This is a genomic window from Streptomyces sp. Qhu_M48, assembly GCF_051305195.1.
GTDB lineage: Bacteria > Actinomycetota > Actinomycetes > Streptomycetales > Streptomycetaceae > Streptomyces.
On sequence record NZ_CP195432.1, the window covers coordinates 5,288,887 to 5,306,854 of the forward strand.

Genomic DNA, 17,968 nt, shown 5'->3' on the forward strand with positions numbered 1-17,968 from the left:
CGGCGGGAGGTCAGCCGAGGAGGGAACGGCCGATGATCTCCTTCATGATCTCGGTGGTGCCGCCGTAGATGGTCTGGATCCGGCCGTCGGTGTAGGCGCGGGCGACCGGGAATTCGCTCATGTAGCCGTATCCGCCGTGGAGTTGCAGGCAGCGGTCGGCGACCCGCTTCTGGAGTTCGGTCGCCCACCACTTGGCCATGGAGGCGTGGACGGCGTCGAGCCCTCCCTCGGTGTGCTCCTCGATGCACCGGTCGACGAAGGTCCGGGTGACGGCGCACTCGGTGGCCATCTCGGCGATCTCGAAGCGGATGTGCTGGAGCCGGGCGAGCGGGCGGCCGAAGGCCTCGCGCTCCTTGACGTACCGGGTGGTGATCTCCAGGAGGTGCTCGGCCCCGGCGATCCCGGCGACGGCGATGGCGAGGCGCTCCTGGGCGAGGTTGGTCATGAGGTGCAGGAAGGCGCCGTTGAGCTCGCCGAGCAGGTTCTCCTTGGGGACGCGGACGTCGCGGAAGAAGAGTTCGGCGGTGTCCTGGGACTTCTGGCCGATCTTGTCGAGGTTGCGGCCGCGCTCGAAGCCCTCGGCGCCGCGCTCGACGACGAGGAGGGAGAGGCCGTGCGCGCCGCCCTCGGGGGTGGTGCGGGCGACGACGACGACCAGGTCGGCGAGGATGCCGTTGGAGATGAAGGTCTTGGAGCCGTTGAGGATCCAGTGGTCGCCGTGGTCCTCGGCGGTCGTACGGATGCCCTGGAGGTCCGAACCGGCGCCGGGCTCCGTCATGGCGATCGCCGTGACGGTCTCGCCGGAGCAGAAGCCGGGCAGCCAGCGCCGCTTCTGCTCCTCGGTGCCGAGCGAGGTGAGGTACGGGCCGATGATGTCGTTGTGCAGGCCGATGGCGAGTCCGGGGGCGCCGGCGCGGGTGAACTCCTCGGCGAGGACGGCTCCGTAGCGGAAGTCTGGGTTGCCGCCGCCTCCGTACTCCTCGTCGACGGCGAGGCCGAGCAGCCCCTGACGGCCGGCGGCGAGCCAGGCCTCGCGGGCGACGATGCCGTCCTTCTCCCACTGCGCGTAGTGGGGCAGCACCTCCTTCTCCAGGAAGGTGCGGACGGTGGCCCGGAAGGCCTCGTGGTCGGCGGTGTACAGCTGGCGCTTCATGCGTCGGTCTCCTGGGTCTGGATCGGACGATCGAGGGCGGGTACGGCCCAGTCGCGGGCGACCTCGGCGGTGTCGGCGCCGGGCAGGGCGGGGCCCGTGCGCAGGGTGCCGGGGGTGGCCGAGAAGCGCGGTGCGGGGGCCGGCTGGGCGATGCCGCCGTGTTCGGTGAAGGTGGCGCGCGCGGCGAGGTGGGGGTGGGACGGGGCCTCGCGCAGGGAGAGCACGGGAGCGACGCAGGCGTCACCGCCGTCGAAGACGGCTGTCCACTCCTCGCGGGTACGGCTCCGGAAGCGGTCGGCGACGGCCTTGCGCAGTTCGGGCCAGCGGCCGGGGTCCCGGCGGGCGGGCGCGACGTCCTCGACGCCGAGGAGGCGGACGAACTCCGCGTAGAACCGCTCCTCCAGGGCGCCGACCGCCATGTGGCCGCCGTCGGAGGTCTCGTACACGCCGTAGAACGGGCAGCCGCCGTCGAGGAGGTTGACGCCTCGGCGGTCCTGCCAGCCGCCGGCGGCGAGCATGCCGTGGATCATGGTGGTGAGGTGGGCGGTGCCGTCGACGATCGCCGCGTCGACGACCTGGCCCTCGCCGTGGGCGCGGGCGTGCTGGAGGGCGGCGAGGACGCCGATCACGAGGTAGAGGGAGCCGCCCGCGTAGTCGCCGACGAGGTTGGCGGGGACGGTGGGCGGGCCGTCCGGGTCGGGGCCGATCATGCCGAGGGCGCCGGTGATCGCGATGTAGCCGATGTCGTGTCCGGCGGTCGCGGCGAGCGGCCCGTCCTGGCCCCAGCCGGTCATCCGGCCGTAGACGAGACGCGGGTTGCGGACGAGGCAGACGTCGGGGCCGACGCCGAGGCGTTCGGCGACGCCGGGCCGGTAGCCCTCGATCAGGATGTCGGCGCGGGCCACGAGGTCGAGGACGGTGGCGGGGCCGTCCTCGGCCTTGAGGTCGACGAGGACGGAGCGCTTGTTGCGGTTGGTGAGGTCACGGGCCGGGTCGATGCCGAGGCCGGGACCGCCCGGGCGGTCGACGCGGACGACGTCGGCGCCGAGGTCGGCGAGCAGCATGGCGGCGAAGGGGCCGGGGCCGATGCCGGCGAGTTCGACCACGCGGACCCCGGTCAGCGGCCCGTTCCCGGCGGTGTGCGTCGTGCTCATCGAGCCCCCAGGCATGTGTGACACCAATGATGTAACACCAGAGATGCTAGGAACGTGTTCCACTCGGCACAAGCCCCCCGGCCGAGCAAGCGCTTGGAAATTACCGGACGGGGGCAGACGGGGTAACCGGGGGTAGGGCGGCAACGGGGCATGGTGCGGGACCCGCTATCCTCCGCCGACGACGACAGCCGCGCGCGGCGGCGCGGCACGGCCGAAATGAGGGGCTGGATGGGTACAGGGACGGGCGTGGGGAGCGGGGCGGAGCCCGGCGGCGAAAGCGGGGGCGCATCGGACCAAGGGGCCACGCCGCACCACGGCTCCACGCGGGACAGCGGGGCCACGCCGGACAGCGGGACCGCGAGCGGGAGCGGGGCCGGGTCCGGGGCTGGGGCCGGGGTCGGGAACGAAGGCGCGCCGGACAGCGGGAGCGGCACGGCGCCCGAGGGCGGGCGGGAGGCCTCGCCGGGCCGTGGGGGCAGGCCCTACGACGTGGTCCTGTTCGGCGCGACCGGGTTCGTGGGCGAACTCACCGCCGCCTACCTGGCCGAGCACGCCCCGGCGGAGTGCCGCTGGGCACTCGCGGGCCGCGACCTCGCGGGGCTCACGGCCCTGCGCGAGCGGCTCGCCGCCCGGTGGCCGCACCGCGCCGACCTGCCGCTCGTCGTCGCCGACGCCGCCGACCCCGACTCCCTGCGCGAACTCGCCGAGTCCACCCGGGTGGTGGCCACCACGGTCGGTCCGTACGTCTGGTACGGCGACGGGCTCGTCGCCGCCTGCGCCGAGGCCGGGACGGACTGCGTGGACCTCACCGGCGAGGCGGAGTTCGTCGACCTGACGTACGTGCGGCACGACGCCCGCGCCCGGGAGACCGGCGCCCGGATCGTGCACGCCTGCGGCTTCGACTCCGTCCCCCACGATCTGGGCGCGTACTTCACCGTCCAGCAGCTCCCGGAGGGGGTGCCGCTCCGGGTGGACGGCTTCGTGCGGGTCGGGGCGACCTTCTCCGGCGGCACCTTCGCCTCGGCGCTGACCGCCCTCGGCCGGGGCCGGGAGATGCTGCGGGCTGCGCGCGAACGACACCTCCACGAACCGAGGTTGGTGGCCCGCCGGGCCCGCGCACCGCTGGGCGGGCCGCGGTTCAGCCGCGAGACCGATACCTGGGCGCTGCCGCTGCCGACGCTCGACCCGCAGGTCGTGGCCCGCTCGGCGGCGGCCCTCGACCGGTACGGGCCGGACTTCCGCTACCGGCACTACGCCTCCGTGAAGAACCTCCCGGTGGCACTCGGGGGCGCGGCCGCCGTCGGGGCGAGCGTGGCGGCGGCCCAACTGCCGCCCGTGCGTGAATGGCTGATGGGGCGCTACCAGGCGGGCCGGGGGCCGTCGGCCGAGCGGCGCGCGCGCAGCTGGTTCTCGGTGCGCTTCGTCGGCGAGGGCGGCGGACGCCGGATCTTCACCGAGGTCTCGGGCGGCGACCCCGGGTACGACGAGACGGCCAAGATGCTCGCCGAGTCGGCCCTCTGCCTCGCCTTCGACCCGCTGCCGAAGACGGCGGGGCAGGTCACGACGGCGGCGGCGATGGGCGACGCGCTCATCACCCGCCTGAGGGCGGCGGGCATCCGCTTCCGGGTGGCCCACCGCGGCTGAGCGGACGGGCGGGGGGGGCAGGGCCATACGACGGACGGACGCGCGGGATCAGGGCCGTACGAGACGGAACGGGTGGCCGGCCGGGTCGGCGTAGACGCGCCAGGCCTGGCCGTCGCCCCCGTCGTCGAGCGGTACGGCTCCGAGGGCGAGCACGGCGTCATGGGCGGCGCCCAGGTCGTCGACCCGCACGTCGAGGTGGAACTGCTGCTCGGGCGCGCCCCAGACGGGCGGCCGGTGATCGGCCACGCCCTGGAAGGCGAGCACCGGACCGGCGTCGCCGCGCAGCACGGCGGAGCCCTCGCCGACGGCCCACCGGGGATCGGGTCTCTCCACCTCCCCGCCGATCAACCGCCGGTAGAACGCGGCGAGTTGCAGGGCGTCCGGGCAGTCGAGCACGAGGCACCTCAGGCGCCCGATCACGCCACGGCCCAGGCGACGATGATGTACAGCACGGCGCAGACCCAGGCCAGGGCGACGAGCGCGGACCCGGCGAGGATCAGGTTCAGGCCGCGCCCGGCGGAACGCGGCGGAGCGGAAAGGGGTGTTGTCATGAACCCCACTCTGCCGGGGCCGGGTCACGGCTCGGTATCCGTACAGGTACTCAGACGTCCCAGTAGGCGACTCATGCCTCTCGCCGCTCCGACGCACTCAGGCGTCTCGGACGTGTTCAGGCGTCTCAGGCGCCCCAAACGTCCCCAGGCATCCCAGGCGTCCCGGCCACCCCAGGGTCCAGGGCCCCAGGGCCACAGACGCCCACCCCATCGGACGCACCCGGGTTCAGACCGCCCCGAGTGCCTCCGTCAGGGCGCGGCGGCAGAGGGAGTCGGCGTGGCGGGTGGTCTCCGGGATGCGGTAGCGGGGGGTGAGGTGGAGGGTGTGGGCGCAGGCGTTGGCCAGGGAGACCCGGTGGCCGACGGAGACGAACACGGGCTTCACCCCGGCGCGGGTCCGCAGGGCCCGCCCCACCTCCTCGCCGCCGGCCAGGAGCGGGGCGAAGTCGCCGCGTGCCGAGCCGGGTTGCTCGTACGTGAAGGTGAAGGGGTTCTTCGCGACGCCGATGGACGGCCGGCCGGTGAGCACCCCGAGGTGGCTGGCGAGGCCGAAGCGACGGGGGTGGGCGAGGCCGTAGCCGTCGCAGACGAGGAGGCCGGGATCGGCGGTGAGGCGGTCGAGGGCGGCGAGGACCGTCGGGATCTCGCGGAAGGCGAGGAGCCCGGGGACGTACGGGAAGGACACCCGGCCGACGGCCGTGGCCTCCTCCACCACCTCCAGGGTCCGCGCGTCGAGGACGACGGCCGCCGCGGCGACGAGGTCGCGCTCGTCGTCGTAGGCCACGTCGAGCCCCGTGACGTGCCCCCGGCCGGCCTCCGGCCCCTCCTCGTCGCGTACGAGGCGCCCGCGCAGCTCCTGCTGGACGGCCCGGGCGGCGGTCTCGTCGGCGGGCCAGCCCGCCGGAATGTCGATGATCGTCATGATGCGGGTCACCCTATGTTCGGCCGCCGGCCGGCTCCCAGGCCCGCGGCGGGGAAACGTGGGGCGGGGCGTCGCGGAGGGCGGTCCGGTTGGTGGGACGGTCCGCGGGTGTCCGGGCCGCGCGGGTAGCCTGGCGATCATGTTCGTACTGGAATTGACCTACACCGCGCCCGTCGAGCGGGCGGACGCGCTGCTCGACGCGCACATCGAGTGGCTCGACGCGCAGTACGCCGCCGGCGTGTTCCTCGCATCGGGGCGGAAGAACCCGCGCGACGGCGGGGTGATCCTGGCCGCCGGGGTCGACCGCGCGGAGATCGAGAAGATCGCGGCGGCCGACCCGTTCAGCGTCGAGGGCGTGTGCGCGTACCGGATCACGGAGTTCTACGCGACGAAGACGGCCGACGACCTCGCCGCGTACCGGGAGCAGCTCCCCTCCTGATCCCGGTACGCGCTCGCCCCCTTACCGCCCTCGCCCGCCCGGCTCCGGGCCGCGCTCGTCAGCGACCGGTGAGGCGGGCGATCCTGCCCTTCTCGCCGGAGGCCCAGCAGGAGCCGTCGCGGGTGCAGTCCACCGTGTCGTACGAGCCGGTGTCGACCGTGCGCCAGGTGCGGCCGCCGTCCGTGGTGAGGTCCGTGCCCGTCGGTCCGACCGCGAGCGCCGCGTTCCCGCTGTGCGGGAGCCAGGCCACGCCGGAGCGGTAGGCGGGCGGGGGTGTCGCCGAGGCGCGCCAGGTGCGGCCCCCGTCACCGGTGACCGCCGCCGCCCGCGGGGACGGCTGGTCCTTGCGGTAGTCCCCGCCGACGGCGATGCCGTGCGCGCGGTCGCGGAAGGCGAGCCCGAAGACGCCCCGGGCCGGGTCTCCCGCGGGGATCGGCGCGACGGTGGCGGTCCAGGTCAGGCCCCGGTCCGCGGAGTGGAGCACGCGCGCGGTGGCGCCGCCACCCGTCGCCAGCCACACGTCCCGGGGGCCGGCCGACACCAGGCACTGGCCGCTCGCCGCGAAACCGGCCTCGCCGGGCAGCGCGTCGGGCATCCCGGCGTTCGGGAGCACCTTCCAGGAACGGCCGCCGTCCCGGGTGGAGAGGATGCGGTACTTCCCGTCGACCGGGTCGCTCATGGCGAGTCCGTGCCGGCGGTCGAAGAAGGTCATGCAGTCGTAGAAGGCGCGCGGATCGGTGTTGCGGAACGCCTCGGTCCAGGTGGCGCCGCCATCCTCGGTGCGCAGCACGCGCGAGGCCTCGCCCTCCCCGATGGCGAGGACGACGGCGCGGCGGGCGTCGAAGGCCTCCACGTCACGGAACTCGAGCTCGGCGGCGCCCGGCGGCGACACGTTCCGCCAGCTCCGGCCGCCGTCGGTGGTCCGCAGCACCGTGCCCTTCGAGCCGGCGGCCCAGGCGGTGCGGCGGTCGACCGCCGCGAGGCCGCGGAACCGGGCGTCGGTACCGGTCGGCGTCAGATGCCAGCCGATCGCGGTGGCCCCTGTCTCCGCCGTCCGCCCGTCGAGCGCGGCCGCGGGCGTCGCCCCTGCGCGCGCCGGGGCGGCCAGGGTCAGCGCGAGCGCCGCCCCGATCAGCCCCACCGACATCATTCGTCTCGTCTTCCCCATGGACGTCATGGCGCCGGAAGCTAGTACCCCCGGCCGCTCCCCGTCCAGGGTGCGTCCCCCGAGGGGCGTTCCCAGGCTGGGTGCCATGACCCACCGCACGGGCGAGGGCGGGCCCGACGAGAAGCCGAAACTCAAGGAGTACGAGGGCGGGCCCGACGGAAAGCCCAAGCTCAAGGAGTACGAGGGCGGGCCCGACGAGAGGCCGAAGCTCAAGGAATACGAGGGCGAGGGCATCACCGTCACCTTCGAGCCACGCCGCTGCCTGCACGCGGCCGAGTGCGTCCACGGCCTGCCCGAGGTCTTCGACCCGTCGCGGCACCCATGGGTGCTGACCGACGCCGCCGGGACCGGTCTCGTCGCCGAGGCCGTCCGCCGCCGCCCCTCCGGCGCGCTGCGGTACCACCCGGCCGACGGCTCCGCGGAACCCCCCGACTCCCCCACGACCGTGCGCCGCACCCCCTCCGGCCGACTCGTCCCGCGCGGAGACCTCCTTATGGCGGGCGCGTACGGCGAGCGGCAGGAGACCCGGGTGGTCCCGTGCGGCTGCGGAGCCTCCGGAAACCAGCCGTACTGCGATCACTCCGGTCCGTGCGCCGAACCCGACGACGACCTGGAAGAACAGCGTTGACCTGCGCCGATGCGCCCCGTACCGCCGTCGGTCCGAGCTCGGTGACGCAGGTCACGTGGTCCTGGAGTGCACGTTCCGGCCGTTCCGCTCGTCTAGCCAGGTGTCAGGTGCCCTGGTGTCGGGGAGACGCACAGGATCCGAAGCCCGTGTGAGAGGAGCCGGTCTTGTCCGCCGTCGTCATCGAGCAGGCCGTCCAGGCCCGTCTGGTCGCATCCGCTCCGCGGATGGAGACCGTCCCCGCCACTCTGCGGTACGACCGCGAGGACCCGTACGCGGTGAGCATGGCCTTCCCGCCGCCCGCGACCCTGGAGGGTGTCGAGGTCTCGTGGGCCTTCGCCCGTGAGCTCCTGGTGCAGGGCGTCGAGCGGCCGGCCGGTGTCGGGGACGTACGCCTGCGCCCGTACGGGTACGACCGGACGGTGGTCGAGTTCCACGCTCCCGAGGGGGTGGCCATGGTCCACGTCCGGACCTCGGAGCTGCGTCGCTTCCTGGAGGCCTCGCAGCATCTGGTGCCGGCGGGCCGTGAGCACCAGTACCTGGACTGGGACGAGGACCTCACGGAGCTGCTGGACGAGCGCCCGTAGCGGCCCGGCCGCCACCGGCCCTTTCCCCCTCCCTCACGCGCGTCGCCGCTTAAATCGTTTGCCGCCCTCCCGCGCCCCGGCGTACGGTCCGTAACGACCTGTCGTCATCAGATCGGAGAAGGACGTTGCTCGTCTGAGGTTGCGAGACACCGCGCCGCGCGTGCCCTGTGAGCCGCGTGTGCCGTTCTCGACCTCGGCGTACGAGCCGTTCCTCCGACTGCCCGCGCCCCGGTGTCTCCACGCGTCGCATCACGTCACGCTCGCGCTCACGCATCCGGGAGGCCCCCATGGCGCATCACCCCACCTTCATCACCTGCACGTCCCTCTCCTTCTCCTGGCCCGACGGCACCGAGGTCCTCGACGACTTCCGGCTCTCGGTCGGCCCCGGCCGAACGGGGCTCGTCGGACTCAACGGCTCCGGCAAGTCCACCCTCCTGAAGCTGATCGCGGGCGAGCTCGCTCCGGTCTCCGGCACGGTCCGGGTCACCGGTGAACTCGGCTACCTCCCCCAGAACCTGGTCCTGGACACCTCACGTCGGGTGGACGAGATCCTCGGCATCGCGGCCAAGCGCACCGCCCTGCACGCCATCGAGGCGGGCGACCCGGCGGAGGAGCACTTCACCGCCCTCGCCGACGACTGGGACGTGGAGGAGCGGGCCCGTGCCACCCTCGACCAGCTCGGGCTCGATTCCGTCGGCCTCGACCGGACCGTCGGCGAGGTCTCGGGCGGGGAGTCCGTGCTGCTGCGCCTCGCCGCGCTGTTGCTCGCCCGCCCCGACGTCCTGCTCCTCGACGAGCCGACCAACAACCTGGACCGGCACGCCCGCGCGCGACTGTACGAGGCGGTGGAGAACTGGTCCGGTGTCCTGGTCGTGGTCAGCCACGACCGTGAACTCCTGGAGCGGGTCGACCAGATCGCCGATCTGCGGGACGGCTCCGTCGCCTGGTACGGCGGCGCCTACTCCGACTACGAGGCGGCGCTCGCCGCCGAGCAGGAGGCGGCGGAGCGGATGGTCCGCGTCGCCGAGGCCGACGTCCAGCGGCAGAAGCGGGAACTCTCCGACGCCCAGGTGAAGTTGGCCCGCCGGAGACGGTTCGGGCAGAAGAGCTTCGAGAACAAGGTCGTACCGAAGATCGTCGCGAACAACCGCAGGAGCGAGGCCCAGGTCTCGGCCGGCAAGCACCGGGCGCTGCACACGGAGCGCCTCTCGGAGGCCCGGGAGCGGCTGGACGCGGCGGTGGAGGCGGTGCGGGACGACGACGAGATCCGGGTCGAGCTGCCGCGGACCTCGGTGCCGCCGGGCCGCGAGGTGCTGTTCCTGCGGGATCTGGAGCTGCGGTACGGGGCTCGGGTGGCCGGCGCGTTCGAGCTGCGCGGGCCGGAGCGGGTCGCGCTGGGCGGCAGGAACGGCGCTGGAAAGACGACGCTGCTGCGGACGATCGCCGGGGAGGTCGAGCCGCTCTCGGGCGAGGCGGAGGCGCGGGTGCCGCTCCGCTTCCTGCCGCAGCGGCTCGACGTCCTCGACGACGGGTTGAGTGTGGTGGAGAACGTGGCCCGGTTCGCGCCCACGGCGACGGGGAACGCGATCAGGGCGCGGCTGGCCCGGTTCCTGTTCCGGGGGGCGCGGGCCGACCAGGCCGTGGGCACCCTGTCGGGCGGGGAGCGGTTCAGGGCGACGCTCGCGGCACTGCTCCTCGCGGAGCCGGCGCCACAGTTGCTGATGCTGGACGAGCCGACGAACAACCTGGACATGGCGTCGGTACGGAAGCTGACGGCGGCCCTCGACGCGTACGAGGGGGCGCTGGTCGTGGCGAGCCACGACGTGACGTTCCTGGAGTCGCTGGGCATCACCCGCTGGCTGCTGCTCGACGGTGAGCTGAGGCCGACGACCGCGGAGGAGGTACGGGAGACGGCGCCGGGTCCCGTCGCCGGTGGGGCGGTTCCCGGGCGGTAGCGGTCTCCGGGGCTAACGGTGGAGCAGGGCCCAGGACTTCGTGCCGCCGCCGGGAGTGAGGACGGGGGCGAGTCCCCAGTCCCCTCCGTGCGCGTCGACCGCCGCGGCCAGCAGCCACATGCTGCGGCCGCGGCGGTCGCGGCACTCCTCGACGACGCGGGCCGGGCGTACATCGGCTCGACCCTCAGCCCCGACGCGTGCGTCAGCGACTCGGTGGAGGCCCTTCGGGCACTGACTCTCCGCGGTGAAGTCCGGCGCCGCCGACCATCTGCTCTGAGCCGCGGGGCGCGGTCCGGGCGAGGGGCATCGGGCGGCGGTCCGGGCGGAGGGGGCGCCACCCGGCGGTCCGGACGAGAGGGCAGCGGGCGCTCCGAGCCGCCGGGCCGGGCGCGTGCCCTGAGCCGCCGAACGGCTGCACTGCGTAGTCAGCCGACCGGCCGCCAGGGGGTGTCCCGGACGTGACCTGCGTCTCCAGCACCCCGTCCGAGCAGCGCGCATAACGGAACGTAACCGGACATCGTCGGGACGGGCTTGGCCGACGCCTTACGGAGCCTTAACCTACGGTCTCGTAACCTACGAATCCGTAGGTACGCCCGTTCGCCCCTCTCCGTCCCCAGGAGTCCCCGTGACGCTCACTTCTCCCCACCTCGACAGCTCGGCAGGGTGGACCGACGCCCGGCTGCTCTATGCGCTGGAAGAGGTCGTGGAGAAGGAGCTCAACCGGCACCTCAAGGTCACCAAGGACTGGATGCCGCACGAGTACGTGCCCTGGTCCGACGCCCGCAACTTCCCCGGCTTCTTCGAGGACGGCGAGGCCTGGGACCCGGCGCAGTCCAAGGTGACCGAGATCGGCAAGATCGCCCTCGTCGTCAACCTGCTCACCGAGGACAACCTCCCGAGCTACCACCACGAGATCGCCAGCCTCTTCGGCCGCGACGGCGCCTGGGGCACCTGGGTGCACCGCTGGACCGCCGAGGAGGGCCGGCACGGCATCGTGATGCGGGACTACCTGCTGGCCTCGCGCGCCGTCGACCCGGACAAGCTGGAGCAGTTCCGGATGGCGCACATGAGCGAGGGCTTCGAGTCCGACAACCGGCACTCGATGCTGCACTCCGTGGCGTACGTCGCCTTCCAGGAGCTCGCCACCCGCATCTCGCACCGCAACACCGGCCACCAGTCCGGCGACCCCGTGTGCGACCGGATGCTCGCCCGCATCGCCACCGACGAGAACCTGCACATGGTCTTCTACCGCAACCTGCTGGGAGCGGCCTTCGAGCTCGCCCCCGACCTCACCATGCAGGCCGTGCGGGACGTCGTGGTCAACTTCCGGATGCCCGGACACGGCATGCCCGGCTTCGAGCGGGCGGCGGCGCAGATGGCGATCGGCGAGATCTACAACATGCGCATCCACCACGACGACGTCCTCCAGCCCGTGCTGCGCTTCCTCAAGGTCCTCCAGATCGACGGCCTCGGCCCGGAGGGCCTGCGCGCCCAGGAGGAGCTGGGGCTGTACATGGACGGCCTGGACTCCGAGGCGAGCAAGTTCGACGAGAAGCTCGCGGCCCGCAAGGCGCGGCTGGCCGCGCGCAAGGCGGGCTGATATCCGCCGGTGATGCCGGGGCGGTTCAGCGGCTCTGCCGCTTGAGCCGCCCCCGCTCCTTCTCGGAGAGGCCGCCCCACACGCCGAAGCGCTCGTCGTGGCTCAGCGCGTACTCCAGGCAGGCCACGCGCCCCTCGCAGGCTCCGCAGAGCTGCTTCGCCTCGCGGGTCGAGGAGCCGGGGGCCGGGAAGAAGAACTCCGGTCCGGCCTGGGCGCACAGCGCGTTCTCCTGCCAGGTCATGTCGGGCTCCGGTGCGGTCAGTACGCTCGTGTAGGTCTGCATGCCGTACACGCTGCCGGAGCGTCGTAAACGAGCCATCAACGTTCGATCAATGCGGCGCGCCGAAGGGGATCGTCACCCCTCGGGGCATGGGCGAGGATCGCCGCAAGACGATCGGAAAGGGCCGTGCCGCGTGGGCGCCCGGCCCCGCTCTCCGCCGGTCGCGCACCACCGGGTTCCGCCGTCCGCGCGCCAGAACCCCCGCGACCGCCCCACCCAGGAGAGCCCGCCCGTGCGGAAGACCGCCCTCGTCCCCCACGCCCGGCTGCCCCGCACGTACCACTCCCGCCATGTCCTGGGCAGTACCGTCGACGCCTTCGGCGCCGCCCACTGGCTGCTCGCCGACCGCCTGCCGGACCCGGGCGCCGACCTCCCTCCCTACGACGCGCTGTTCGTCTCCGTCCACGACGACGGAGGCGCCGAGGTCACGGAGCTGAGCGCGGTCCGGGCCCGGTGGCCGCACCTGGGCCGCCTGCCGGACGGCGGTTTCGTCGTCGCGTCCTCCCGCGCCCGCCGGTACGAGGACGGGAACCAGGTGCAGGTCTTCGACGCCCTCGGCCGCGAGAGCTGGACCTTCTCCGTCGGGGACGCGATCGAGCACCTGCTCGTGGACGCGGCCGGTGACCTCTGGGTCGGGCACTTCGACGAGAACCCCCTGGGCATCCGCCGGTGGAGCGCCACAGGCCAGATCCACGAGGTGCTCGACCACGTCCCGGGAGTCGCGTGGATCACGGACTGCTACGCCCTCAACGTCTCCCGATCCGTCGCCTGGGCCTGCCCGTACACCGACTTCCCTCTCCTGGAGATCCGGCCGGACCAGGAGATGAGGGTGCGGACCAACACCGTGCGGGGCGCCAAGGCGGTGGCGGTCCACGGGAACCGGGTCGCTTTCCTCGGCGGCTACGGGGAGGACCACGACCGGCTCGCCTACGGGGAGCTCACCGAGGCGTCCGTGGAACCCACGGCCGCCGGCCGGCTCACCCTGCCCGCGGGCACCCCCCTCGGCCGCCGGCGGGTCGTCGGCCGGGGGAGCAGGATCTACGTCCAGGTCGAGCCGTACACCGCGTGGTGCGTCTTCGATCTCAGCGGGTGACGCCCAGAGCCGGGAGGACCGTCTCCGCGACCCGGTAGGCCTCCTCCAGGAGGGGGTTGCCGGAGAGGATGAACGTGTCCACGCCCAGGTCCTGGTACTCCTTGAGGCGTTCCACGACCTGGGCCGTGGAACCGACGACCGCCGTTCCCGGGCCGGGGCGGAAGAGGCCCATGCCGGGCCAGAGGTTGGGGTGGGTCTCCAGTTCGCGGGCGTGGGCGGGAACCCTGCCGCCGTGCTGGCGGAACTGGCGCTGCCAGCCGACGCCGTCCTCCCCCGCGCGCTCGCCGAGCTGCCGCGCGTACGTCGCCTCGCTGGTGACGTCGAGGAGCCGGTCGGCCGCGGCCCAGGCCTCGTCCTCGGTGGCGCGGACGATGAGGTGGAGACGCAGGCCGATGCGGAGGGTACGGCCGTGGGCGGCGGCCCGGGCCCGCACGCGGTCGAGCTTCTCCTTCAGGAGGTGCGGCGGCTCGCCCCAGGTGAGGTAGACGTCGACGTGTTCGGCGGCCATCTCGATGCCGGGGGCCGAGGAACCTCCGAACCAGAGCGGCACGTACGGTTCCTGGACCGGCCGCAGGTCCCGGAAGGAGGCGCCCGCGCCCCTGAGGTCGTAGAAGCGCCCCTTGTGGTCGAAGACCTCCCCCGCCGTGAGCCGCTTCACGATCGACCAGTACTCGGCGCTCAGCTCGTACCGCTCGTCGTGCTCGACGTGGAGCCCGTACTCGCGGAGGGAGGCGGTCGAGCCGTTGACGACGTTGAAGCGGAGCCGTCCGCCGAAGAGGTTGTCGAAGCTCAGCGCCATCTTGGCGAGCAGGGTGGGCGCGATCAGGCCGGGGTGGACGGCGAGGAGCGGCTTGAAGCGGGTGCTGGTGGAGGCCGCGAGCGCCGAACCGAGCGGCCACACGTCGTACAGGTCGGTGGCGAGCAACGCGCCGGTGTAGCCGAGACGTTCGACGGTTCCGGCGAGCTGCGTCAGGTAGCCGAGGTCGACGGGACGACGGCCCGCCGGCTCCCAGGGGTAGGCGCCTTCGCGCGGGATGATGTACCAGAGCACTTCGGGTGCCGGGGAGGTCATGGGATTCAGGCCTTCCGGGGCAGGGCGTCCGCGACGGTGACCGCGCGGTCGATGAAGCCGGTGCGGTGGAAGATGTCGGCCGCCTGCTGCTGCTCGGCGACGAACTCCTCGCTGACCGCCTCGATCGTCCAGGGCAGGGCGCGCAGCGCCGTCTCCCAGTCGTCGACCGCGCCGCCCTGGTCCGCGGCGGCGATCTCGGCGGCCTCTCGGGGGTGGGCGGCGGCCCACTCGTCGGCCCGCCGCAGCGCCCGGGTCAGCGCCTCGACGACCTCGGGCCGCCGCTCGGCCAGATCGCGCCGGGTGAAGAAGACGGACCGGTCGCTGATGACCTCGCCGGTACGGACCAGGGTGCGCAGTCCGCCGGTGCGGCGGGCGGCCGCGAGCTCGGCACCCTGGGCGACCCAGGCGGTGATCTCACCGGAACGCAGTTTCCCCTCGCTGCCGGAGTCGCCGCGTACGGGAGTGATGTCGGTGGCGTACGAGAGCCCCGCGTCGTCCAGGGCCTTCGCCACGAGGTGGGTCTGCCAGGAACCGACGGCGAGGTGGACGGTGCCGCCCTTCAGGTCGGCGACGGTGCGGACCGGGCTGTCCTCGGGGACGAGGAGGGCGCCGTGGTCGGGGCGGGGCGCCGAGACGGCCGTGTAGACGATGTCGTGGCCCGCGGCCTGCGCGGTGACGGGCGGGGTGGAGCCCGTGCCGCCGAAGTCGATGGTGCCGTCGGCGAGATGGGCGCCGGTACGGACGCCGTCGGTGTACGGGTGCCAGGTCACGGTCTCGCCGAGCGCGGCGAGCTCCTCCTCCGCGTAGCCGAGCCGGGACAGGTGGTAGAGGGAGGGGTTGCTGCGGTGGACACCGATGACGACGGTCATGCGGACGCTCCTTCGAGAGACACGGGCGCGGGGGCGGGGGCAGGGGTGGGGGCGGGGGTGGGGGCGGGTACGGAGGTGGGTGCCTCCTCGGGCGTGTGGACGCCCAGGTCGGCGAGGAGACGGCGGCGCAGCGCGACGAACGCCGGGTCGCCGGGGTCGCGGGGGTGGGCGACGGTGACGGGCTCGTCCGTGACGAGGCGGCCGTCGCGCAGGACGGCGACCCGGTCCGCGAGGCGCACGGCCTCGTCGACGTCGTGCGTGACGAGCAGGACGGCGGGACGGTGGATCCGGCGCAGCTCGCCGACCAGGTCCTGCATACGGAGCCTGGTCAGCGCGTCGAGGGCGGCGAACGGCTCGTCGAGGAGCAGGAGTTCGGGCTCGCGGACCAGCGCCCGGGCGAGCGCGACCCGCTGGGCCTCGCCGCCGGAGAGGGTGGCGGGCCAGGCGTCGGCGTGCCGTTCCAGGCCGACCTCCGCGAGGGCCCGCAGCCCGGTCGCCCGGGTCGCCGCTCCGCGCGGGAGGCCGACGGTCACATTGGCGAGGACCCTCTTGGACGGGATGAGGCGGGGTTCCTGGAAGACGATGGTGCGCGCCTCGGGAACGAGCGCCTCTCCCCTGTCGGCGCCGTCGAGGGCGCCGAGGATACGGAGGAGGGTGGTCTTGCCGCTGCCGCTCGCGCCGAGCAGGGCCAGGAACTCGCCGCGGGCCAAGGAGAGTTCGAGTCCGTCGAGGACTGCGCGGGTACCGAACACCCGGCGCAGGCCCCGTACCCGTACCGCCGTGCTCGGGGTGGTGGTGGACGCGCTCATCGGGTTCCTCCCCCGGGGCCGGCCGTCCGCCAGGGCATCAGGACCCGCTCCAGACCGCGGACGAGGACGTCGGCGGTCAGGCCGAGCAGGCCGTAGACGAGGATGCAGACGGCGAGGATGTCGGTACGGGCGTAGCTCTGGGCCTGGGACATCAGATAGCCGATGCCCTCGGTGGCGTTGATCTCCTCGGCGGCGATGAGCGCGATGACGCTCAGCGTCATGGAGAGCCGCAGTCCGGCGAGGAGCGAGGGCAGCGCGCCGGGCAGGACGACCTGGCGGACGATCGCGAGCCGGCCGAGGCCGAAGCTGCGCATGGCCTCGACGAGCTTGGGGTCGGTGTTGCGGACGCCTCCGGCCGTGGAGACGTACATCGGGAAGGTGGTGGCGACCGCGATGAGCAGGATCTTGGCGGTCTCGTTGATGCCGAACCAGACCATGAAGAGCGGGACGAGGGAGAGGAAGGGGATGGTGCGGAGGGTCTGGAGCGAGGAGTCGAGGAGTTCGTCGCCGAGCCGGGTGAAGCCGGTGGTGATGCCGAGGGTGAGCCCGACCGCGAGACCGATGACGAGCCCGATGCCCGAGCGGGTGAGGGACGTGGCGAGGGCGTCCGGTAACTGTCCGTTGCCCCACAACTCCCCTACCGCGTCGATGACCTGCACCGGGGACGCGAGGACGTCGGGGGTGAGGAGGCCGGTGGCGGACGAGGACCACCAGAGGGCGAGGAGGGCGACGGGGCCGAGGGCGCGGACGGTGAGGGAGTACGTACGGGAGCGGGGGCGGCGCAGCTGCGGGCGTGGTGCGACGAGTCCGACGGCGGCGTCGACTGCCGCCGTGCCGGTCTTCGCCGTCGTGGAGTCGGGGGCGGTGGCCGTCTTCGCCGTCGTGGAGTCGGGAGCGGTGGCCGTCATGACAGCTTCTCGATGTCGAGGAGGTGGGCGGCGATGTCGACCTTGTTCGGCGTCACCTTCTGGTCGGCGTAGAACCGGGCGACGGTCTCGAAGCGCTTGATGTCCTCGGGCCGGATCGGGTCGACGGTGCCGCCCTTGCCGGTGAAGGCGATCTGGACGTCCTTGGCCTTGCCGTTGACCGCGGTGGGGCCCGCGTCGGTGAAGACGTTCAGGTAGGCGGCCGGGTCCCGCTTCTCCTTGGCGCTGTTCTCGTGGAGGTAGGCGTAGAGCGCCTTGACGACCTCGGGGTGTTCCTTGACGAAGCCCGAACGGACGGCGTTGAGGCTGTAGTTGTCGGAGCCGATGGCGGTTCCGTCGGCGACGAAGTGGGCCTTGCCCGAGCCGATCTCGGCGACGGCGTAGGTGGACCAGACGGCCCAGGCGTCGACCTGACCGGCGTTGAAGACGGCGGCCGTCTGGTCGGGGCGCAGATAGACCCGCTCCACCTTGTCTGCGGGGACACCCGCCTTGGCGAGGGCCTTCAGGAGCAGGTACTCGCCGGTGCCGCCCTTGTTGACGGCGACCTTGCGGCCGACGAGGTCCCGCACGGAGTCGATGTCCGAACCCTCGCGGACGAGGATGCCCTCGCCGACGGGGTCGGGGGCCGTCGCCGTGAAGAAGGCGAAGCCGGGGCTCTGCGAGAGGGACGTGATGCCGGAGGTGATCGAACCGGTCGCGATGTCGAGCTGGTCGGCGTTCATCGCCTGCGCGGCGGGGGCGAAGGGGCCGGCGCTGCCGGTCCACGCCACCTTGGCGCCGACCGCGGCGAGGGCCTTGTCGAGGCTGCCGTCCTTCTTGCCGCGGGCGAGGACACCGGCGTTGCCGGGGTCGGGGATACGGATGGTGACCGTGCCGTTCGCTCCCTTCGCCCCGCCGCCGCCCTGAGCGGCGGCCGGGTCCGCGGCGCCTCCGCAGGCGGTGAGGGTGGAGAGGGCGGCGAGGGCCGCCAGAACGGCGAGCGGGGTGAGGGGGCGCATGGCGGTCGTCCTTCGGGGGTCGGGGGGGCCGGTGGGGCGGGGCGGGTGCCGGTGGGCAGGTAGGTCTTCGGGGGGGGTGAGTCTTCGGGGGCGGGAGGCGCCGGGGTGGGGCGGGGCGTGGTG

Annotated in this window: 19 protein-coding genes; 7 read left to right on the forward strand and 12 right to left on the reverse strand. The window is 73.4% G+C overall.

Annotation, left to right across the window (positions count from 1 at the left end; all coding sequences use genetic code 11):
• Nucleotides 1–10 precede the first annotated feature (10 nt).
• Nucleotides 11–1,153, reverse strand: a complete 1,143-nt coding sequence (locus ACRRSS_RS23890; RefSeq protein ID WP_435973168.1) for an acyl-CoA dehydrogenase family protein — start codon at nucleotides 1,151–1,153, stop codon at nucleotides 11–13.
• Nucleotides 1,150–2,307: a CaiB/BaiF CoA transferase family protein gene (locus ACRRSS_RS23895; protein ID WP_435973169.1), complete on the reverse strand. Its 1,158-nt coding sequence runs from the start codon at nucleotides 2,305–2,307 to the stop codon at nucleotides 1,150–1,152. Before ACRRSS_RS23895 ends, ACRRSS_RS23890 begins: the two co-directional genes overlap by 4 nt.
• A 489-nt stretch (nucleotides 2,308–2,796) precedes the next feature.
• Between ACRRSS_RS23895 and ACRRSS_RS23900 the strand changes: the two genes are divergently transcribed.
• Nucleotides 2,797–3,951, forward strand: a complete 1,155-nt coding sequence (locus ACRRSS_RS23900) for a saccharopine dehydrogenase family protein (RefSeq protein WP_435973170.1) — start codon at nucleotides 2,797–2,799, stop codon at nucleotides 3,949–3,951.
• A 48-nt stretch (nucleotides 3,952–3,999) separates the two neighbouring features.
• Here ACRRSS_RS23900 and ACRRSS_RS23905 read toward each other — a convergent pair whose 3' ends face one another.
• The 3 genes from ACRRSS_RS23905 to ACRRSS_RS23915 form a co-directional block, all read right to left on the reverse strand.
• Complete coding sequence (locus tag ACRRSS_RS23905; protein WP_435973171.1) at nucleotides 4,000–4,371, reverse strand: VOC family protein; 372 nt, start codon at nucleotides 4,369–4,371, stop codon at nucleotides 4,000–4,002.
• The gene (mmpA, locus tag ACRRSS_RS23910) at nucleotides 4,368–4,502 is read right to left on the reverse strand and encodes a morphogenic membrane protein MmpA (RefSeq protein ID WP_351901165.1); all 135 of its coding nucleotides are present in this window, start codon (nucleotides 4,500–4,502) and stop codon (nucleotides 4,368–4,370) included. Before mmpA ends, ACRRSS_RS23905 begins: the two co-directional genes overlap by 4 nt.
• Nucleotides 4,503–4,728: 226 nt before the next feature.
• On the reverse strand, nucleotides 4,729–5,424 hold the full coding sequence (locus ACRRSS_RS23915; protein WP_435973172.1) for an endonuclease V: 696 nt from the start codon (nucleotides 5,422–5,424) through the stop codon (nucleotides 4,729–4,731).
• 139 nt (nucleotides 5,425–5,563) lie between these two features.
• Between ACRRSS_RS23915 and ACRRSS_RS23920 the strand changes: the two genes are divergently transcribed.
• The gene (locus ACRRSS_RS23920; protein ID WP_435973173.1) at nucleotides 5,564–5,863 is read left to right on the forward strand and encodes a YciI family protein; all 300 of its coding nucleotides are present in this window, start codon (nucleotides 5,564–5,566) and stop codon (nucleotides 5,861–5,863) included.
• A gap of 58 nt (nucleotides 5,864–5,921) precedes the next feature.
• Here ACRRSS_RS23920 and ACRRSS_RS23925 read toward each other — a convergent pair whose 3' ends face one another.
• Nucleotides 5,922–7,040, reverse strand: a complete 1,119-nt coding sequence (locus ACRRSS_RS23925; RefSeq protein WP_435973174.1) for a WD40/YVTN/BNR-like repeat-containing protein — start codon at nucleotides 7,038–7,040, stop codon at nucleotides 5,922–5,924.
• A gap of 76 nt (nucleotides 7,041–7,116) precedes the next feature.
• Between ACRRSS_RS23925 and ACRRSS_RS23930 the strand changes: the two genes are divergently transcribed.
• The 4 genes from ACRRSS_RS23930 (at nucleotide 7,117) to ACRRSS_RS23945 (ending at nucleotide 11,798) form a co-directional block, all read left to right on the forward strand.
• The gene (locus ACRRSS_RS23930) at nucleotides 7,117–7,659 is read left to right on the forward strand and encodes a (4Fe-4S)-binding protein (protein ID WP_435973175.1); all 543 of its coding nucleotides are present in this window, start codon (nucleotides 7,117–7,119) and stop codon (nucleotides 7,657–7,659) included.
• 224 nt (nucleotides 7,660–7,883) lie between these two features.
• Nucleotides 7,884–8,243 (forward strand): SsgA family sporulation/cell division regulator, encoded by a 360-nt coding sequence (locus ACRRSS_RS23935; RefSeq protein WP_351901356.1) that lies wholly within the window; start codon nucleotides 7,884–7,886, stop codon nucleotides 8,241–8,243.
• A 287-nt stretch (nucleotides 8,244–8,530) separates the two neighbouring features.
• Nucleotides 8,531–10,198: an ABC-F family ATP-binding cassette domain-containing protein gene (locus ACRRSS_RS23940; RefSeq protein ID WP_435973176.1), complete on the forward strand. Its 1,668-nt coding sequence runs from the start codon at nucleotides 8,531–8,533 to the stop codon at nucleotides 10,196–10,198.
• A gap of 625 nt (nucleotides 10,199–10,823) precedes the next feature.
• A complete protein-coding gene (locus tag ACRRSS_RS23945) occupies nucleotides 10,824–11,798 on the forward strand; it encodes an acyl-ACP desaturase (protein ID WP_435973177.1) in 975 nt (324 codons plus the stop codon).
• A 25-nt stretch (nucleotides 11,799–11,823) separates the two neighbouring features.
• Here ACRRSS_RS23945 and ACRRSS_RS23950 read toward each other — a convergent pair whose 3' ends face one another.
• Nucleotides 11,824–12,081, reverse strand: coding sequence for a WhiB family transcriptional regulator (locus tag ACRRSS_RS23950; protein ID WP_435973178.1), 258 nt, complete (start codon nucleotides 12,079–12,081; stop codon nucleotides 11,824–11,826).
• A gap of 229 nt (nucleotides 12,082–12,310) precedes the next feature.
• On the opposite strand from ACRRSS_RS23950, the gene ACRRSS_RS23955 reads away from it, so the two are divergent.
• On the forward strand, nucleotides 12,311–13,171 hold the full coding sequence (locus ACRRSS_RS23955) for a hypothetical protein (RefSeq protein WP_435973179.1): 861 nt from the start codon (nucleotides 12,311–12,313) through the stop codon (nucleotides 13,169–13,171).
• On the opposite strand, the gene ACRRSS_RS23960 is transcribed toward ACRRSS_RS23955, so the two are convergent.
• From ACRRSS_RS23960 to ACRRSS_RS23980, 5 genes are read right to left on the reverse strand one after another with little or no spacing between them, the layout of a single operon-like run.
• Nucleotides 13,161–14,243, reverse strand: a complete 1,083-nt coding sequence (locus ACRRSS_RS23960; RefSeq protein WP_435973180.1) for an LLM class flavin-dependent oxidoreductase — start codon at nucleotides 14,241–14,243, stop codon at nucleotides 13,161–13,163. The two genes, ACRRSS_RS23955 and ACRRSS_RS23960, sit on opposite strands and share 11 nt — an antisense overlap.
• 5 nt (nucleotides 14,244–14,248) lie before the next feature.
• Nucleotides 14,249–15,112: an ABC transporter substrate-binding protein gene (locus ACRRSS_RS23965; RefSeq protein ID WP_435973181.1), complete on the reverse strand. Its 864-nt coding sequence runs from the start codon at nucleotides 15,110–15,112 to the stop codon at nucleotides 14,249–14,251.
• Nucleotides 15,109–15,921: an ABC transporter ATP-binding protein gene (locus tag ACRRSS_RS23970; RefSeq protein WP_435973182.1), complete on the reverse strand. Its 813-nt coding sequence runs from the start codon at nucleotides 15,919–15,921 to the stop codon at nucleotides 15,109–15,111. Before ACRRSS_RS23970 ends, ACRRSS_RS23965 begins: the two co-directional genes overlap by 4 nt.
• Complete coding sequence (locus ACRRSS_RS23975) at nucleotides 15,918–16,829, reverse strand: ABC transporter permease (protein ID WP_435973183.1); 912 nt, start codon at nucleotides 16,827–16,829, stop codon at nucleotides 15,918–15,920. The genes ACRRSS_RS23970 and ACRRSS_RS23975 overlap by 4 nt, the downstream gene beginning before the upstream one ends.
• Complete coding sequence (locus ACRRSS_RS23980) at nucleotides 16,826–17,845, reverse strand: ABC transporter substrate-binding protein (protein ID WP_435973184.1); 1,020 nt, start codon at nucleotides 17,843–17,845, stop codon at nucleotides 16,826–16,828. Before ACRRSS_RS23980 ends, ACRRSS_RS23975 begins: the two co-directional genes overlap by 4 nt.
• Between the last annotated feature and the right edge of the window lie 123 nt (nucleotides 17,846–17,968).

Excerpts from the sequence above, each read along its gene's own strand:
- mmpA (WP_351901165.1), bottom strand. The coding sequence starts at position 4,502 with ATGACAACACCCCTTTCCGCTCCGCCGCGTTCCGCCGGGCGCGGCCTG.
- ACRRSS_RS23915 (WP_435973172.1), bottom strand. The coding sequence starts at position 5,424 with ATGACGATCATCGACATTCCGGCGGGCTGGCCCGCCGACGAGACCGCC.
- ACRRSS_RS23970 (WP_435973182.1), bottom strand. The coding sequence starts at position 15,921 with ATGAGCGCGTCCACCACCACCCCGAGCACGGCGGTACGGGTACGGGGC.
- ACRRSS_RS23975 (WP_435973183.1), bottom strand. The coding sequence starts at position 16,829 with ATGACGGCCACCGCTCCCGACTCCACGACGGCGAAGACGGCCACCGCC.
- ACRRSS_RS23980 (WP_435973184.1), bottom strand. The coding sequence starts at position 17,845 with ATGCGCCCCCTCACCCCGCTCGCCGTTCTGGCGGCCCTCGCCGCCCTC.
- ACRRSS_RS23965 (WP_435973181.1), bottom strand. The coding sequence starts at position 15,112 with ATGACCGTCGTCATCGGTGTCCACCGCAGCAACCCCTCCCTCTACCAC.
- ACRRSS_RS23950 (WP_435973178.1), bottom strand. The coding sequence starts at position 12,081 with ATGCAGACCTACACGAGCGTACTGACCGCACCGGAGCCCGACATGACC.
- ACRRSS_RS23935 (WP_351901356.1), top strand. The coding sequence starts at position 7,884 with ATGGAGACCGTCCCCGCCACTCTGCGGTACGACCGCGAGGACCCGTAC.
- ACRRSS_RS23890 (WP_435973168.1), bottom strand. The coding sequence starts at position 1,153 with ATGAAGCGCCAGCTGTACACCGCCGACCACGAGGCCTTCCGGGCCACC.
- ACRRSS_RS23960 (WP_435973180.1), bottom strand. The coding sequence starts at position 14,243 with ATGACCTCCCCGGCACCCGAAGTGCTCTGGTACATCATCCCGCGCGAA.
- ACRRSS_RS23930 (WP_435973175.1), top strand. The coding sequence starts at position 7,117 with ATGACCCACCGCACGGGCGAGGGCGGGCCCGACGAGAAGCCGAAACTC.
- ACRRSS_RS23925 (WP_435973174.1), bottom strand. The coding sequence starts at position 7,040 with ATGACGTCCATGGGGAAGACGAGACGAATGATGTCGGTGGGGCTGATC.
- ACRRSS_RS23940 (WP_435973176.1), top strand. The coding sequence starts at position 8,531 with ATGGCGCATCACCCCACCTTCATCACCTGCACGTCCCTCTCCTTCTCC.
- ACRRSS_RS23920 (WP_435973173.1), top strand. The coding sequence starts at position 5,564 with ATGTTCGTACTGGAATTGACCTACACCGCGCCCGTCGAGCGGGCGGAC.
- ACRRSS_RS23895 (WP_435973169.1), bottom strand. The coding sequence starts at position 2,307 with ATGAGCACGACGCACACCGCCGGGAACGGGCCGCTGACCGGGGTCCGC.